The organism is Streptomyces sp. B1866 (assembly GCF_031932565.1).
Taxonomy (GTDB): Bacteria; Actinomycetota; Actinomycetes; order Streptomycetales; family Streptomycetaceae; genus Streptomyces.
The window spans coordinates 1-15,815 of sequence record NZ_JAVSCF010000153.1; the positions used below are offsets into that span (position 1 = coordinate 1).

General features: G+C 76.0%; 14 protein-coding genes and 1 pseudogene. 9 read left to right on the forward strand and 6 right to left on the reverse strand.

All coding sequences use genetic code 11. The annotated features are described in order from the left end of the window. Positions 1-568: pseudogene (locus tag RKE29_RS19495) on the forward strand (hypothetical protein); the annotation flags it as partial. A gap of 137 nt (positions 569-705) precedes the next feature. Here the strand turns inward: RKE29_RS19495 and RKE29_RS19500 are convergent. Beyond that, the gene (locus RKE29_RS19500) at positions 706-1,059 is read right to left on the reverse strand and encodes an iron-sulfur cluster assembly accessory protein (RefSeq protein ID WP_312006734.1); all 354 of its coding nucleotides are present in this window, start codon (positions 1,057-1,059) and stop codon (positions 706-708) included. Between the two features lie 280 nt (positions 1,060-1,339). Between RKE29_RS19500 and nadA the strand changes: the two genes are divergently transcribed. After that, on the forward strand, positions 1,340-2,572 hold the full coding sequence (gene nadA / locus RKE29_RS19505) for a quinolinate synthase NadA (protein WP_312006735.1): 1,233 nt from the start codon (positions 1,340-1,342) through the stop codon (positions 2,570-2,572). A gap of 781 nt (positions 2,573-3,353) precedes the next feature. Here the strand turns inward: nadA and RKE29_RS19510 are convergent. The 4 genes from RKE29_RS19510 to RKE29_RS19525 form a co-directional block, all read right to left on the reverse strand. Further along, positions 3,354-4,037, reverse strand: a complete 684-nt coding sequence (locus tag RKE29_RS19510; RefSeq protein ID WP_312006736.1) for a response regulator transcription factor — start codon at positions 4,035-4,037, stop codon at positions 3,354-3,356. Next, positions 4,034-5,296 (reverse strand): histidine kinase, encoded by a 1,263-nt coding sequence (locus RKE29_RS19515; protein ID WP_312006737.1) that lies wholly within the window; start codon positions 5,294-5,296, stop codon positions 4,034-4,036. The genes RKE29_RS19510 and RKE29_RS19515 overlap by 4 nt, the downstream gene beginning before the upstream one ends. A gap of 257 nt (positions 5,297-5,553) precedes the next feature. Continuing rightward, complete coding sequence (locus tag RKE29_RS19520) at positions 5,554-5,832, reverse strand: hypothetical protein (RefSeq protein WP_312006738.1); 279 nt, start codon at positions 5,830-5,832, stop codon at positions 5,554-5,556. A gap of 57 nt (positions 5,833-5,889) precedes the next feature. Then, positions 5,890-6,675 (reverse strand): PspA/IM30 family protein, encoded by a 786-nt coding sequence (locus RKE29_RS19525; protein ID WP_312006739.1) that lies wholly within the window; start codon positions 6,673-6,675, stop codon positions 5,890-5,892. A 238-nt stretch (positions 6,676-6,913) separates the two neighbouring features. Here RKE29_RS19525 and RKE29_RS19530 point away from each other — a divergent pair, with 238 nt between their 5' ends. Continuing rightward, complete coding sequence (locus RKE29_RS19530) at positions 6,914-7,519, forward strand: DUF3043 domain-containing protein (protein WP_312006740.1); 606 nt, start codon at positions 6,914-6,916, stop codon at positions 7,517-7,519. A 109-nt stretch (positions 7,520-7,628) separates the two neighbouring features. On the opposite strand, the gene RKE29_RS19535 is transcribed toward RKE29_RS19530, so the two are convergent. Then, complete coding sequence (locus RKE29_RS19535; RefSeq protein WP_312006741.1) at positions 7,629-7,841, reverse strand: hypothetical protein; 213 nt, start codon at positions 7,839-7,841, stop codon at positions 7,629-7,631. 119 nt (positions 7,842-7,960) lie between these two features. Between RKE29_RS19535 and RKE29_RS19540 the strand changes: the two genes are divergently transcribed. The 6 genes from RKE29_RS19540 to RKE29_RS19565 form a co-directional block, all read left to right on the forward strand. Continuing rightward, positions 7,961-9,160 (forward strand): bifunctional adenosylcobinamide kinase/adenosylcobinamide-phosphate guanylyltransferase, encoded by a 1,200-nt coding sequence (locus tag RKE29_RS19540; RefSeq protein ID WP_312006742.1) that lies wholly within the window; start codon positions 7,961-7,963, stop codon positions 9,158-9,160. A gap of 360 nt (positions 9,161-9,520) precedes the next feature. Then, positions 9,521-10,585 carry a nicotinate-nucleotide--dimethylbenzimidazole phosphoribosyltransferase gene (gene cobT / locus RKE29_RS19545; RefSeq protein WP_312006743.1) on the forward strand — a complete coding sequence of 355 codons (1,065 nt, stop codon included), beginning with the start codon at positions 9,521-9,523 and terminating at the stop codon, positions 10,583-10,585. Between the two features lie 71 nt (positions 10,586-10,656). Further along, positions 10,657-11,442, forward strand: a complete 786-nt coding sequence (locus tag RKE29_RS19550; RefSeq protein ID WP_312006744.1) for an adenosylcobinamide-GDP ribazoletransferase — start codon at positions 10,657-10,659, stop codon at positions 11,440-11,442. Between the two features lie 323 nt (positions 11,443-11,765). Then, a complete protein-coding gene (locus RKE29_RS19555) occupies positions 11,766-13,307 on the forward strand; it encodes a leucyl aminopeptidase (RefSeq protein ID WP_312006746.1) in 1,542 nt (513 codons plus the stop codon). A gap of 386 nt (positions 13,308-13,693) precedes the next feature. Further along, positions 13,694-15,082 (forward strand): dihydrolipoyl dehydrogenase, encoded by a 1,389-nt coding sequence (lpdA, locus tag RKE29_RS19560; RefSeq protein WP_312006748.1) that lies wholly within the window; start codon positions 13,694-13,696, stop codon positions 15,080-15,082. Positions 15,083-15,132: 50 nt separating this feature from the next. Then, the coding region (locus RKE29_RS19565; RefSeq protein WP_312006749.1) for a biotin/lipoyl-containing protein at positions 15,133-15,815 on the forward strand (683 nt) is incomplete at its 3' end.

Genomic DNA, 15,815 nt, shown 5'->3' on the forward strand with positions numbered 1-15,815 from the left:
GCCCGCCCGGCCCGCCGGCCCGCCGACGCTGCCGGTGCGCGCCGCGGTGCTCGGCCTGGCGGCGCACCAGGTGGCCGGGCGGCCGGCGCTCGTGCCGTCGTGGCTGTTCACGGTGGGGCCGCAGGGCGCGAAGGACGGCGTGGACGGCCCGTCCGGCGCCGCCGCCACGACGGTCACCTACCCCGCCGTCGACCCGGCGTTCCTCACGAGCGCGTCGCCGGGCCGGTCGCCGGGCCGCGGCGGGGACGGCCCCGCCGAGGGCCGTACGCCCTCCCGCAGCCCGGGCACCGTCCCCGACGTGCCGGCCTGGCTGTCGTACCGGGCGGCCGGACGGTCGCTGACCGTGCGCTTCCCCGGCGGGGTGTGCTCCGACTACGCCGTGGTGGCGAAGGAGTCCGCCTCCCGGGTGGAGGTCGGCATCCGCGAGACGGGACGCGAGGGCCGGGTGTGCGTGCTGATGGCGGTGGACGTGGAGAAGACGGTGACGCTGGACAAGCCGCTGGGCGGCCGGACGGTGGTGGACGCGAAGACCGGGCAGCCGGTGCCGGCGGCGCCCCGGGGCCGCTGAGCGCGCGAGCGGGACGGCACGGGAGGAGGCGGTGACCCGGTCGGGTCACCGCCTCCTCCCGTGCCGTCGCCGGGCGACGCCCGCGGGCCTTCGCCGTCTCGGCCGGCCGCCTGGGATCGAAGGTCTCAGGGGGCGGGTCAGTTGAACGAGTCGCCACAGGCGCAGGAGCCCGTCGCGTTCGGGTTGTCGATCGTGAAGCCCTGCTTCTCGATGGTGTCCACGAAGTCGATCGAGGCGCCGTTCAGGTACGGGGCGCTCATGCGGTCCGTGACGACCTTCACACCGCCGAAGTCCTTCACCACGTCGCCGTCGAGCGAACGCTCGTCGAAGAAAAGCTGGTAGCGCAGGCCCGAGCAGCCGCCAGGCTGGACGGCGACGCGCAGCGCGAGGTCGTCGCGGCCCTCCTGCTCCAGCAGGCTCTTGACCTTCGCCGCGGCGGCGTCGGACAGGATGACGCCCTCGGTCGCGGTGGTCTCGTCCTGAACGGTCATCTGCTTTCTCTCCCGGATCGTGCCGACTGCTTGCCCTCGGGTGGAACCGCCGGACTCCCGGAATCATTCCGGGTCGGGCGGCTTTTTCGGCCCCGCCTTGTTACCGGCGCGTGTCCCCCGCCCTCCTCATGCTCGCACACGGCCCGCCGCGCGGGAACGCGTCACATCGACGCGATGGCCATCGTCAAAGTGACATGAAGCGGCTATGATAGATAGCGTCATTTTGACGACAATGCGTGTCGCAGCTCAGCAAGCGGCCCCCGTAGACGACGAAAGAAGGGTGCGTGTCGTGACCACCGCCCATCCCCTGGACGTCCCGCCTCCGGACGCCCTGCCCGCGGACTCCCGGCCCCTGGACGTCCAGCCCAGCCCGCTCGCCCTGCTCCTGCTCGGCCGCGGAGCCGACCCGGCGAGCGAGCGCGGCGTGGACTGCCCCGGTGAGCTGCCCGCGCCCTCCGACCCGGACCTCGTGGCGCGCGCCCGCGCGGCCAAGGAGCGGCTGGGCGACCAGGTCTTCGTGCTCGGCCACCACTACCAGCGCGACGAGGTCATCGCGTTCGCGGACGTCACCGGGGACTCCTTCAAGCTCGCGCGCGACGCGGCCGCCCGGCCCGGCGCCCGGTACATCGTCTTCTGCGGCGTGCACTTCATGGCCGAGTCGGCGGACATCCTCACCGGCGACGACCAGCAGGTCATCCTCCCCGACCTGGCGGCGGGCTGCTCCATGGCCGACATGGCCACCGCCGAGCAGGTCGCCGAGTGCTGGGACGTGCTCACCGAGGCGGGCGTGGCCGACGTGACCGTACCGGTCTCGTACATGAACTCGTCGGCCGACATCAAGGCGTTCACCGGCAAGCACGGCGGCACGATCTGCACCTCGTCCAACGCCCGCCGCGCGCTGGACTGGGCGTTCTCGCAAGGGGAGAAGGTGCTGTTCCTGCCCGACCAGCACCTCGGGCGCAACACCGCCGTGCGCGACATGGGCATGTCCCTGGACGACTGCGTCGTCTACAACCCGCACCGGCCGGGCGGCGGCCTCACCGCCGAGCAGCTGCGCGCGGCGAAGATGGTCCTGTGGCGCGGGCACTGCTCGGTGCACGGCCGGTTCTCGCTGGACTCGGTGCGCGAGGTCCGCGAGCGCATCCCCGGGGTCAACGTGCTGGTCCACCCCGAGTGCCGCCACGAGGTGGTCGCGGCGGCGGACCACGTGGGCTCGACGGAGTACATCATCAAGACCCTCCAGGCCGCCCCGGCGGGCTCGAAGTGGGCCGTGGGCACGGAGCTGAACCTGGTACGCCGCCTGGCGAACCGTTTCGCCAGCGAGGGCAAGGAGATCGTCTTCCTCGACCGCACGGTCTGCTTCTGCTCCACGATGAACCGCATCGACCTGCCGCACCTGGTGTGGGCCCTGGAGTCGCTGGCCGCGGGCCGGGTGGTGAACCGGATCGAGGTCGACAAGGAGACGGAGAGCTTCGCCAAGCTGGCCCTGGAACGGATGCTCGCGCTGCCGTAGCGGCCTCCGGCCCGGGCCGGGTTCCGGTCCGGCCCGGGCCGACGCGTGGCCGATGCGTGGCCGGACCCGGGCCGGACCCTGGTCCGGCCCAGGTCCGGCCCGGCCCGGACCCGGCCGTGTCCGCGCTCGGCCCCGGTCGCCTTCCCGCCCGTAGCCGGGCACGAGGGGCGACAGGCCGACCCCGTCGCCTCGCGGCGCCTCAAGCGGAGGGTGACTCGGTACGGCGCCGCGGCGCGAGCGCGACGCGAGGACGGCGCGAGGACGGCCGGCCGGTCCGCGCGCCGACCCGCGCCGGACCGGCGGGGTCCTCCCCCGAACGGGCACCGCCCGGCCACGGGCGCCCCGCGGGCCGCGCACAAGCCCGACCCGAGGGGCCGGGCCCGGCAGCGGCGCGCCGGGTCGCCGCGCCCGGGGAAGCGGATCCGGCGGCGGCCCGAGGCCGTGCCGTACGGCGCGCCCGGTCCGGGAGGCCGCCAGGGCGTGTCGTGTGGGCCAGGGCGGATCGGGGAGCGCGTCCGATACTCCCCCGGCTACCGCCGGGAGGTACCCCCTCCCGGCCACCGCTGAGAAGCACCCCCCTCCCGGCCACCGCTGGGAAGTACCCCCTGGCTGCGAGGCGGAGGAGGAGAGCGCAGGGGGCACCGCCCAGCGGTGGCCGGGGGAGGCCACTGCGTGCGACGACGACAACGCCGCACGGCGGCACCGCCCAGCGGTGGCCGGGGGCCGGGGACACCGCCCTGATCCGGGCGGCACCCCCGGCGCTCCCCCGGCCGGCAGGCCGCTACGTTCCCGGGCGGACCAGGCCCGTCTCGTACGAGATGACGACGAGCTGGGCGCGGTCGCGGGCGCCGAGTTTGGCCATCGCCCGGTTCACGTGCGTCTTGACGGTGAGCGGGCTCACGGCGAGCCGTTCGGCGATCTCGTCGTTGGACAGGCCGTGCGCGACCTGCACCAGCACCTCCCGCTCGCGCACCGTCAGCACGTCCAGCCGGGCGGCGTCGCAGGCCCGCTCGCCCGCCCCGTCCCGGCCGCCGCCCTGCGCCAGGAACGTGGCTATCAGCCCCTTGGTCGCGGCCGGCGACAGCAGCGCCTCGCCCGCCGCCGCTATGCGGATCGCCGACAGCATCTCCTCGGGTTCCGCGCCCTTGCCGAGGAAGCCGCTCGCCCCCGCGCGCAGCGCGGCCACCACGTACTCGTCCACCTCGAAGGTGGTCAGGATCACCACCCGCACGTCCGCCAGCCCGGGGTCCTCGGTGATCGCGCGGGTGGCGGCGAGGCCGTCCATGCCGGGCATGCGGATGTCCATCAGCACGACGTCGGCGCCCTTGGCGCGCAGCAGCTCCAGGGCCTGGGCGCCGTCGGACGCCTCGCCGACCACCTCCATGTCCGGTTCGGAGTCCACCAGGATCCGGAACGCGCTGCGCAGCAGCGCCTGGTCGTCGGCGAGCAGCACCCTGATCGTCATGTGTTCCCTCCCACCGTGTCCCCTGCCGCGCGCGCCGTCAGGGGAAGTCGCGCCCGTACCAGGAAGCCGCCCTCGGCCCGGGGGCCGGCCTCGCAGTCGCCGCTGAGCGCGGCGGCGCGCTCCCGCATGCCGATGAGCCCGTGTCCTCCGCCGTCGGCGGGCACCTCGGCGGGCTTCCCCGGGGCGGCCCGCCCGCCGTCGTCCTCGACGATGACCTCCAGCACGTGGGCCGTGCGCACGATGCGCACCTGGGCGCGGGCGTCGGGCCCGGCGTGCTTGTGCACGTTGGTCAGCGCCTCCTGCACCACCCGGTACGCGGTGAGGTCCACCGCCGTCGGCAGCGTCCCGGGCCCGGCGGCCGGCTCGGACACCACCTCCACCCGCAGCCCGGAGCGCAGGAAGCCGTCGACCAGCTGGTCCAGGACGCCGAGGCCGGGCGCGGGCTCGGTGGGCGCGGCCGGGTCGCCGTACTGCCGCAGCAGCCCGACGGTGGCGCGCAGCTCGTCCAGCGCCGAGCGGCTGGCCTCCCGTACGTGCGCGAGGGCCTGCTTGGCCTGGTCCGGGCGGCTGTCCATGACGTGGGACGCGACGCCCGCCTGCACGTTGACCAGCGCGATGTGGTGGGCCACCACGTCGTGCAGCTCGCGGGCGATCCGCAGCCGCTCCTCGGCGACCCTGCGGCGGGCCTCCTCCTCGCGGGTCTGCTCGGCGCGGATGGCCCGTTCCTCGATCGCGGCGACGATCGCGCGGCGGCTGCGCACCGCGTCGCCCACGGCCGCCGCCAGGCCGGTCCACGCGAAGATGCCCAGGTTCTCCTGCGCGTACCACGGGCTGAGGCCGAAGGCCATGGCGGCGCCGGTGACGCCCACGACCGTGGCCGCGCCGATCCGCCAGGTGGTGGACCGGTCGGTGCTGGCGGCGACGGTGTACAGCGCGACGACGGCGCCGAGCACGATCGACGTGCGCGGCCGGTCGTGCTCGGCGGAGACGATCTCCGCGAGGGCCAGCACGCAGGTGACCGCCAGCACGCTGCGCGGCGCGCGCCTGCGCGCCACCAGGGCGGCCGAGGCCAGCCCGCTGAGCAGCACGAACTCCCGGTCGATGGGGTGGTGCACCCGGGGGTTGGACGCCGAGCCGATCAGTATCAGTGCGAAGACGGCGGCGGCCAGCAGGGTGTCCACGGCCAGGGGACGCGCACGCGGCCAGCGGTCCGGGCGGGCCCGGCCGGGTCCCGCGACAGGGGGAGTCACGTCATCCAACGGTAGTGGTCCGCGGCGGGCGTCCCGTACCGCGGCGGAGGGAGCCGGGGCCGGCTCGGCCCGCGGCGGGGGCCGGGGAAGGGGACGCCCGGGCCCCGAGGCCGGGTGCGTGCGGCCCGGTCGCGTACGGGTCCGTCCGCGCCGCGCGGCCGTCGGACCGGGGGTCCGTCAGCCCCGGGACCGGTCACGCGGCGGGTGCGGTGATGCGTCGGGTGCGGTGCCGCGAGGCTCCCGGCGGTCGCCTGCGCCGCCGGGACTCAGCCCGGAATGAGGCCGTCGTCCCCGAGCATCGCCTTGACCTCGTCCAGCGTCGCGTCCGGCGCGGGCAGGATGAGCTGGGAGGGCTCCAGCGCGTCGTCGGGCAGCGGCTCGCCCAGGGCCCGCACCGCGTCGAGCAGCGCGCCGAGCGTGCGCCGGAAACCGGCCTCGTCGCCGCTCTCGACCTGCGCCAGCAGCTCGTCGTCCAGCCGGTTGAGGCCGGGGAAGTCGGCGTCCGCCAGCCTCACCTGCCCCTCTCCCATGATCCGTACGATCATGACGCCTCCTCCTCGGGGCGGACGGGGCCGCCGGGGGCTCGCCCGGCCGGGACCCCGCTACTGCTTGTCGAACCGGTGCGCGTCCCGGTGGGCCTGGCCCTGGTCCTGCCGGCCGCTCTCGATCGCCTGCTGCGGGGCGCCGCCCGCCAGCTCCGCCTTCATGCGCTGGAGCTCCAACTCGACGTCCGTACCGCCGGAGATGCGGTCCAGCTCGGCGGCGATGTCGTCCTTGGCCATGCCGGTCGGGTCGTCCAGGGCGCCGGAGGCCAGCAGCTCGTCCAGCGCGCCGGCCCGGGCCTGCATCTGCGCGGTCTTGTCCTCGGCCCGCTGGATCGCCATACCGACGTCGCCCATCTCCTCGGAGATGCCGGAGAACGCCTCGCCGATACGGGTCTGCGCCTGCGCGGCGGTGTAGGTGGCCTTGAGGGTCTCCTTCTTCGTGCGGAAGGCGTCCACCTTGGCCTGGAGCCGCTGCGCCGCCAGCGTCAGCTTCTCCTCCTCGCCCTGGAGCGTCTGGTGCTGCGTCTCCAGGTCCGTCACCTGCTGCTGGAGCGCGGCCCGGCGGGACAGCGCCTCGCGCGCCAGGTCCTCGCGGCCGAGCGACAGCGCCTTGCGGCCCTGGTCCTCCAGCTTGCTGGACTGCCCGCGCAGCTGGCCGAGCTGGAGTTCGAGGCGCTTGCGGGAGGTCGCCACGTCCGCCACGCCGCGGCGGACCTTCTGCAGCAGTTCGAGCTGCTTCTGGTACGAGTAGTCCAGGGTCTCGCGCGGGTCCTCGGCCCGGTCAAGGGCCTTGTTGGCCTTCGCGCGGAAGATCATTCCCATACGCTTCATGACACCGCTCATGGGCCTCGCGCGCCCCCTTCTGACGGACTTGAGACTTCAGCACACACCCGACGGACCCAGCCTACGGTCCCACGTTCCATTACCGCACTGTCCGGCCCTGCCCGTGCTCCTCCTCCAGGACGATCGGCGGCCCGCCACGTCCGGCCCAGGGAGTAGGTGCCTCACCGGACGCGCGCGACGTGCCGTTGCCGGATCGTTCCCCTCAGGGCTGTGGTCCACACCCGCGCACCCCGTACCCTTGGGTTCCGTGTTCCGAAGCCGTTCGAGAGACGAGCAGGCCGCGACCGTCGCCAGACCCGCGGACCAGCCGTCGCAGCCCCGTGACCCGCAGGCGCCCAAGGGCCGCCCCACGCCCAAGCGCAGCGAGGCCCGGAATCCCCGCCGCACCGTGGCCAACACCCCGGCCGACCGCAAGGACGCCGCCAAGCGCCGACGCGAGACGCGCCGCACGGCCCTGACCCGGCAGCGGGAGGCCCTGGCCACCGGCGACGAGCGCTACCTGCCGCCCCGCGACAAGGGCCCGGTGCGCCGCTTCGCGCGCGACTACGTGGACTCCCGCTTCGTCGTGGCCGAGTTCTTCCTGCCGCTCGCGGTGGTCATCCTGGTGCTGAGCCTGTTCCGCGCGGGCCCGCTGCAGAGCTACGTCCTGCTGCTGTGGATGGCCGTCATCTTCCTTATCGTCGTCAACTCGGCCGTCATCGCCGTACGGCTCAAGAGGGAACTGCGTCGGCGCTTCCCCGACGAGAACCTGCGCGGCGCCGTGCCGTACGCGCTGATGCGCACGCTCCAGATGCGCCGGCTGCGCCTGCCGAAGCCGCAGGTCGGGCGGGGCGAGCGGCCGTAGCTTGCGGAAAAGGGCCACCGACTCACGTGAGTCGGTGGCCCTTTTCAGACGGCCCCGAGGTGCACGGCCGGGCTGCGGAGACCGGCCGCCGGGCGCCGGCGCAGGCGCGTCAGGACTGGTCCGCCGCCTCCAGGCTCATCGGCCCGTAGATCTTCACGCCGTCCTCGAAGAGGATCACCTGCTCCACCCCGCCCTCCAGCAGGGCCCGCCACTCCTCGCCGATCCACGACTCCGCATCCCCCTGCGTCGGGAACTCCTCCGGCTGTACCGCGGGCTTCGTCTCCGTCCCGTCGGACTTCTCGAACCGCCACGTCCACGCCATGTTCGTCTCCTCGTTCCCGCCGTGCAGCGAATGGTCCCTGCGCAGCCTAGGCGAACGCGTCACTCCGTACGGTGCAGGCCCCGCGCGCCCGGGGCGCCGCGGCGCGAGACCATCAGGGCGTGCGACTCACTTTCCTGGGCACCGGCGCGCCCGAGGGCCTGCCGCGCCACGGCTGCCCGTGCGCCGCCTGCGCCACCGCTGTCGGTGACGAGGCGCGCGCCGCCACCGCGCTGCTCGTCGACGGCGTGCTGCTGCTCGACCTGACCCCCGGGGCGGCCTTCGCCGCCGCGCGCGCCGGGTACTCGCTGGCCGGGGTGCGGCAGGTGCTGCTGACCCACCCGCGCGGCGGCCCGCCCGTGGAGTTCCCGGCCGGGCTGCCCGCTCCGGTGCGGGTGCCGGACGGGCGGGAGCTGGCGCTGCTGAGCGGCCACCGGGTGCGGGCCGTCGCGCTCGACGCCCCCGGCACCGGCTACGAGGTCACCGCGCCGGACGGCACCCGCCTGCTCTACCTGCCGCCGGCCGGGGCGCCCGCGGGCCTGGCGGAGCCGCCGGACCGCTACGACCTGGTCCTGCTCGACGTGCTCGGGCGCCCCGACGCGCTGGCCCGGCTGCGCGCGGCCGGCGCGGTCGGCCCGGCGACCGACGTGCTCGCCGTCCACCTCGGCCACGACGTGCCGCCCGGGCCCGAACTGCACCGCAGGCTGGCGGCGGCGGGCGCGCGGACCGTCCGCGACGGGCACACGGTGACCGCCGGCGACTACCACGAGGTGCCCGACCTGCCGCGCCGCACGCTCGTCCTGGGCGGCGCGCGCTCCGGCAAGTCGGTCGAGGCGGAGCGGCGGCTGGCGACCTTCCCCGGCGTCGTCTACGTGGCGACGGGCGGCACCCGGGAGGGCGACGGCGAGTGGGCCGACCGGGTCGCCGCCCACCGCGAGCGGCGGCCCGCCTCCTGGCAGACCGTGGAGACCTGCGACCTGCCGCCCCTGCTCGCGGCCGACGGGCCGCCGCTGCTGGTCGACTGCCTGTCGCTGTGGCTGACGGACGCGATGGACTCCGCCGGCGCCTGGGACGACGGCACCTGGGCGGACGGCGGGGAGCGGGCCCTGCGGGAGCGGACCGCCGCGCTGCTGGCGGCCGTACGGGCCACCCGGCGGACGGTGGTGGCCGTCAGCAACGAGGCCGGGTCGGGCGTGGTGCCGTCCACGGCGGCGGGGCGCCGCTTCCGCGACGAGCTGGGCCGGCTGAACGCGGACTTCGCGGCGGAGTGCGAGCACGTGCTGCTGATCGTGGCGGGCCAGGCGGTGACCCTGCGGGGCTGAGCCGCTGCCGCCGCCCGTCGCTCCCGCGCCCGTACGGCACCCGTGCCGCGCACGCGCGCGGCGGGCATCCGCGCTCCGCACGCGCGTGGCGGGCATCCGCGCTCCGCACGCGCGTGGCGGCAACCGCGTCGCGCACCCTCGCGGCGGCACGCGCGCGCCGTCACCGGCTCCGGCCCGCACCGCCCGGCGCCGGANCAACCGCGTCGCGCACCCTCGCGGCGGCACGCGCGCGCCGTCACCGGCTCCGGCCCGCACCGCCCGGCGCCGGACGGGGTCCCCCCGCGCCCGCGCGTCACGGGCCCGCCCCCGGCTCGTCCGTCGCCCCCGCCGCGGGCTCCGCCGCCCGGTAGGGTTCGGCGGGTGAGCGGCCTGAACCTCGAAGACTTCGCGGACCTGATCGAGCGCCCCGACAGCGGCGTACGGCGGGACGCCGAGGAGCGCCGGCAGCGGCTCGCGGTGCCGCCCGGGGCCCTCGGACGCCTGGACGAGCTGGGCGAATGGCTCGCCGCCGCGCAGGGCGGGGTGCCGGTCAGGCCGGTGGAGCGGCCGCGCGCCGTGCTGTTCGCCGGCGACCACGGCGTCGCGGCCCTCGGCGTCTCCGCCCGCCCCGCCGGCAGCGCGCACACGCTCGTACGGGCCGCGCTGGAGGGAGAGAGCGCCGTCGCCGTGCTGGCCCGCCGCTTCGGCGTCGGCCTGCGTGTGGTGGACATGTCCCTGGACTGCGACCCGGAGGGCCTGCCCGCCGAGGTCACCCGGCACCGGGTGCGACGCGGCTCGGGGCGGCTGGACATCGAGGACGCGCTCACCCGGGACCAGGCCGAGCGGGCGTTCCGTACGGGCGTGGCGCTGGCCGACGAGGAGGCCGACGCGGGCACCGACCTGGTGGTGCTGGGCGACCTCAGCGTGGGCGGCACCACGGCCGCCGGCGCGCTGGTCGCCGCGCTGTGCGGCACGGACGCGTCGGTGGTGACCGGCCGGGGCGGCGCGGGCATCGACGACCTGGCGTGGATGCGCAAGTGCGCCGCGATCCGCGACGCGCTGCGCCGGGCCCGGCCCGCGCTGGGCGACCCGCTGCACCTGCTGGCCGTGTGCGGCGGCGCGGACCTGGCGGCGGCGACCGGCTTCCTGCTCCAGTGCGCGGTGCGGCACACTCCGGTGATCCTCGACGGCGTGGTGTCGGCGGCGTGCGCGCTGGTGGCGCAACGGGTGGCGTTCCGCGCGCCGGACTGGTGGCAGGCCGGGCAGGCCAGCGGCGAACCGGCGCAGGAGAAGGCGCTGGACCGGATGGGTCTGACGCCGCTGCTGGACCACGGCGTGACCGTGGGCGAGGGCACCGGCGCGCTGCTGGCGCTGCCGCTGGTGCGCGCGGCGGCGGCGCTCTGGGCCGAGCTGCCCGAGCTGCCGGACGTGCCCGAGCGGGCCTGACCGCCTTGGACACTTCGCAACCCCCAGAGCCCGCAGAGCCCCCAGAGCCCGCAGTGCCCCCGGCCGGCGCCGTGCCCGCGCGTGCCCGGTTCGGCGACGGCCTGCGGTTCGCCTTCGGCACGCTGACCGTCCTGCCCGTACGGGTGGAGCGCTGGGACCGCCCGGCGGCACGCGCGGGCATGCTGTGCGCGCCGCTGGCCGGGCTGGTCGTCGGGCTGTGCGCGGCGGCGGCCGGCGGGCTGGTGCTGCTGCTGGGCGGCGGGCCGCTGCTGGCGGCGGTCGGCACGGCGGCCGTGCCCGCGGTGCTCACCCGCGGCCTGCACCTGGACGGGCTCGCGGACACGGCCGACGGGCTGGGCAGCGGCCGGCCGGCCGCGGAGGCGCTGCGGGTGATGAAGCGCTCGGACATCGGCCCGTTCGGCGTGGTGACACTGCTGTTCACGCTGCTGGCGCAGGTGGCGGCGCTGGCGGAGCTGTACGGGGCCGGGTGGGCGCACGGCGCGGTGGCGGCGGCCGCGGCGGGGGTGGCCGCGCGGTGCGCGCTGACGCTGGCCGCCCGGCGGGGGGTGCGCGCGGCGCGGCCGGACGGCCTCGGCGCGGCGGTGGCGGGGACGGTCCCGGTGCGGGCCGCCTTCCGTACGGCCGGTCTGGTGGCCGTCGGCTGCGCGGCGGCCGGGGCGGTGTTCGGCGCGTACCCGGCCGTGCACCACGGGCTGGCGGCGCTGGCCGGGCTGGCCGCCGCCGAGGCGCTGCTGGCCCGGTGCCGCGACCGCCTGGGCGGGGTGACCGGCGACGTCTTCGGCGCCCTGGCGGAGGCGGCCGGCACGGCGGTGCTGGTGGCCCTCGCGCTCGGCTGACGCGGCGGGGCCCGCAACCCGCGCCGGCCCACGGCGCGCGTCGCACGCGCGTACGCCCCGGGCCGTCCGGGTGCGCCCGCGGGCCGTACACGCGTGCGCCCCGGCCGCCGCGGCCCGGCGCGGCGGTGACCGGCGCCCGAACGGGAAGTGGCGGCGGGGAGTTAGGCTCACCGTGGCCCGAGTGTCCGATCGGTCGTGCACGGCCGGCGCCCGGCGCGCCCCGCCACACCCGTCACGGCGCAGACCAGCGCCGGTCCGGCCCGCGGGCGCGGCCGACCCCCACCCCATCGGCCAGGAACTACCGGAAGAGGAACCCGACTACCGTGACTGCACTGACTCTCAGTACCTCCTCCCCCGCCGCCGTGCGCGCGGACGCCGTCGTCGTCGGCGTGACCAAGGGCGCCAAGGGCCCCGCCGTCGCGCCCGGCGCCGAGGCCGTGGACCAGGCGTTCGGGGGCAAGCTGGCCGCCGTCCTGGACACGCTCGGGGCGACCGGCTCCGAGGGCGAGGTGACCAAGCTGCCCGCCGCGTCCGGCCTGAAGGCCCCGGTCGTGCTGGCGGTCGGGCTGGGCGACGCGCCGGCCAAGGGCGAGCGGTACGGGGCCGAGGCGCTGCGCCGCGCGGCGGGCGTGGCCGCCCGCGCGCTGTCGGGCTCGAAGAAGGGGGCGTTCGCGCTGCCGGTCCAGGACGCGGACGGCGCCGCCGCCGTGGCCGAGGGGGCTTTGCTCGGCGCGTACACCTTCAAGGTGGCAGGCGCCGGCAAGAACGGGCGGCGGGGGAAGGCCGCGGCGGACGGGAAGGCGGCGAGCGCGCCGCTGGCCGAGGTCACCGTGCTGGGCGGCAAGCCGCGGGACAAGGCGTTCAAGGCGGCCGCGGACCGGGCCACGGCGCTGGCCGCCGAGGTCAACCGGGCCCGCGACCTGGTCAACACGCCGTCCAACGCGCTGAACCCGGCGTCGTTCGCGGCCGCGGTGCGGCAGGCGGCCGACGAGCACGGCCTGGCGGTCGAGGTGCTGGACGAGAAGGCGCTGGCCAAGGGCGGGTACGGCGGCATCCTGGGCGTGGGCCAGGGGTCGGACGCGCCGCCGCGGCTGGTGCGCCTGGGCTACACGCACCCGGCGGCGACGGCCACGCTGGCCCTGGTCGGCAAGGGCATCACGTACGACTCGGGCGGCATCTCGCTGAAGCCGCCGGGGCACAACGAGACGATGAAGTGCGACATGAGCGGCGCGGCCGCCGTGTTCGCGGCGGTCGTCGCGGTCGCGAAGCTGGGCCTGCCGGTGAACGTGACCGGCTGGCTGGCGCTGGCGGAGAACATGCCGTCGGGTTCGGCCACCCGGCCGGGCGACGTGCTGACGATGTACAGCGGCAAGACGGTGGAGGTGCTGAACACCGACGCCGAGGGCCGCCTGGTGCTGGCCGACACGCTCACCCGCGCGAGCGAGGAGAAGCCGGACGCGATCGTGGACGTGGCGACGCTCACCGGCGCGATGGTGCTGGCGCTGGGCAACCGCACGTTCGGGATCATGGCGAACGACGAGGCGTTCCGCACGGCGCTGCACGAGGCGGCGGCGGAGGCCGGGGAGCAGGCGTGGCCGATGCCGCTGCCGGCGGAGCTGCGCAAGAGCATCGACTCGCCCATCGCGGACCTGGCGAACATGGGCGAGCGGATGGGCGGCGGCCTGGTGGCCGGGATCTTCCTGAAGGAGTTCGTCGGCGAGGGGCTCACCTGGGGGCACCTGGACATCGCGGGCCCGGCGTTCAACGAGTCCGGGCCGTTCGGCTACACGCCCAAGGGCGGTACGGGGGCCGCGGTGCGCACGCTCGTCCGGCTGGCCGAGCGGGCCGCGGCCGGCGGCCTGTGACCGGTGTCCGCGGTGCGGACGGCTTTCCGCACGCCCCGCGGCCGGCCGCACGGACGGCCCGCGGGGCGGCCCGGGACACCTGCCGGACACCCCTCGGACACCCCGGCGACGGCTCGCGGACAGGCGGCGCGGACCCGGGCGGCGGCCTGGCGGGCGGCCGCACCGCGCCTACGTACGGGTAACCGCCGCCGGCCGTCCGCGGCGGGCCCTACAGGCCGTCTCAGCAAGCGGCCCCGCGTCCCGCCACCCGCCGACAAGTGCGAAGATGTTGTCGCGGCAGGACAGGGCCTACACCACCCGAGGGCCGACGCGAGAAGCGGCCCGACCACAGCCGCCGTCCGGCCCACGATGGCCGGCCCCGGCGCACCATGCATGGAGGACGTGACGTGGCGAACGACGCCAGCACCGTTTTCGACCTAGTGATCCTCGGAGGCGGTAGCGGTGGCTACGCCGCTGCCCTGCGCGCCGCACAGCTCGGCCTGGACGTCGCCCTGATCGAGAAGGACAAGCTCGGCGGCACCTGCCTGCACCGGGGATGCATTCCCACCAAGGCCCTGCTGCATGCCGGCGAGCTGGCGGACCAGGCGCGCGAGAGTGCCGAGTTCGGCGTGCGGACCACCTTCGACGGCATCGACATCGAGGGCGTCCACGCGTACAAGGACGGCGTGGTCGCGGGCCTGTACAAGGGTCTCCAGGGCCTGGTCGCCTCCCGCAAGGTCACCTACGTGACCGGCGAGGGCCGGCTGTCCTCGCCGACCTCGGTGGACGTGAACGGCCAGCGGTACACCGGCCGCCACATCCTGCTGGCCACCGGCTCGGTGCCCAAGTCCCTGCCGGGCCTGGCCATCGACGGCGACCGGATCATCTCCTCCGACCACGCGCTGGTGCTGAAGAAGGTGCCGAAGTCCGCCGTGGTGCTGGGCGGCGGCGTGATCGGCGTCGAGTTCGCCTCCGCGTGGAAGTCCTTCGGCACGGACGTCACGATCGTCGAGGCGCTGCCGCACCTGGTCCCGGTGGAGGACGAGAACAGCTCGAAGCTGCTGGAGCGCGCCTTCCGCAAGCGCGGCATCGCCTTCTCGCTCGGCTCGCGCTTCGCCGGCGCGGAGTACACCGCCGACGGCGTGCGGGTGTCGCTGGAGAACGGCAAGACCTTCGAGGCCGAGGTGCTGCTGGTCGCCGTCGGCCGCGGCCCGGTCTCGCAGGGCCTGGGCTACGAGGAGGCCGGGGTCGCCCTGGACCGCGGTTACGTCCTGGTGGACGAGTACATGCGCACGAACGTGCCGACCGTCTCGGCCGTCGGCGACCTGGTGCCCACCCTCCAGCTCGCCCACGTGGGCTTCGCCGAGGGCATCCTGGTGGCGGAGCGGCTGGCCGGGCTGAAGACCGTGCCGATCGACTACGACGGCGTGCCGCGCGTGACGTACTGCCACCCGGAGGTCGCGTCGGTCGGCATCACCGAGGCGAAGGCCAAGGAGCTCTACGGCGCCGACAAGGTGGTCGCGCTGAAGTACAACCTGGCGGGCAACGGCAAGAGCAAGATTCTGAAGACCGCGGGCGAGATCAAGCTCGTCCAGGTACGGGACGGGGCCGTCGTCGGCGTGCACATGGTCGGCGACCGCATGGGCGAGCAGGTCGGCGAGGCGCAGCTCATCTACAACTGGGAGGCGCTGCCGGCCGAGGTCGCGCAGCTCGTCCACGCCCACCCGACCCAGAACGAGGCGCTCGGCGAGGCCCACCTGGCCCTGGCCGGCAAGCCGCTGCACTCCCACGACTAGCAATCCCGAGCGCGAACCATCCGCACAGATCGTTAGGAGCAACCGAAACCATGGCGGTTTCCGTAACCCTGCCGGCGCTCGGCGAGAGCGTGTCCGAGGGCACCGTCACCCGTTGGCTGAAAGCCGAGGGTGAGCGCGTCGAGGCCGACGAGCCGCTGCTCGAGGTCTCGACCGACAAGGTCGACACCGAGATCCCCGCGCCCGCGGCCGGCGTGCTGGCCTCCATCAAGGTGGCCGAGGACGAGACGGTGGAGGTCGGCGCCGAGCTGGCCGTGATCGACGACGGCAGCGGCGACGCGGCACCGGCCGCCCCGGCCGCCGAGCCGGCCCGGGCGCCCGAGCCCGAGCCGCAGCCCGCGCCCGCCGCCGAGGCCCCGGCCCCGCAGCCCGCCCCGGCCGCGTCCGCCCCGGCGCCCTCCGGCGGTGCCGAGGGCACGGACGTGGTGCTGCCCGCGCTCGGCGAGTCGGTGACCGAGGGCACCGTCACCCGCTGGCTGAAGGCGGTCGGCGACTCGGTCGAGGCCGACGAGCCGCTGCTGGAGGTGTCCACCGACAAGGTCGACACCGAGATCCCGTCGCCGACCGCGGGCACCCTGCTGGAGATCCTGGTCGGCGAGGACGAGACCGCCGAGGTCGGCGCGAAACTGGCCGTGATCGGCGCGGCGGGCGCCGCCCCGGCCGCCGCCCCCGCCCCGGCCGCGCCGGCTCCGGCGCCCGAGCCCCCGGCTCCGGC

What these genes read in the sequence shown, in the direction of transcription:
- RKE29_RS19510 (WP_312006736.1), bottom strand. Translation starts at nt 4,037, where the DNA reads ATGACGATCAGGGTGCTGCTCGCCGACGACCAGGCGCTGCTGCGCAGC.
- RKE29_RS19520 (WP_312006738.1), bottom strand. Translation starts at nt 5,832, where the DNA reads ATGATCGTACGGATCATGGGAGAGGGGCAGGTGAGGCTGGCGGACGCC.
- RKE29_RS19500 (WP_312006734.1), bottom strand. Translation starts at nt 1,059, where the DNA reads ATGACCGTTCAGGACGAGACCACCGCGACCGAGGGCGTCATCCTGTCC.
- RKE29_RS19535 (WP_312006741.1), bottom strand. Translation starts at nt 7,841, where the DNA reads ATGGCGTGGACGTGGCGGTTCGAGAAGTCCGACGGGACGGAGACGAAG.
- RKE29_RS19525 (WP_312006739.1), bottom strand. Translation starts at nt 6,675, where the DNA reads ATGAGCGGTGTCATGAAGCGTATGGGAATGATCTTCCGCGCGAAGGCC.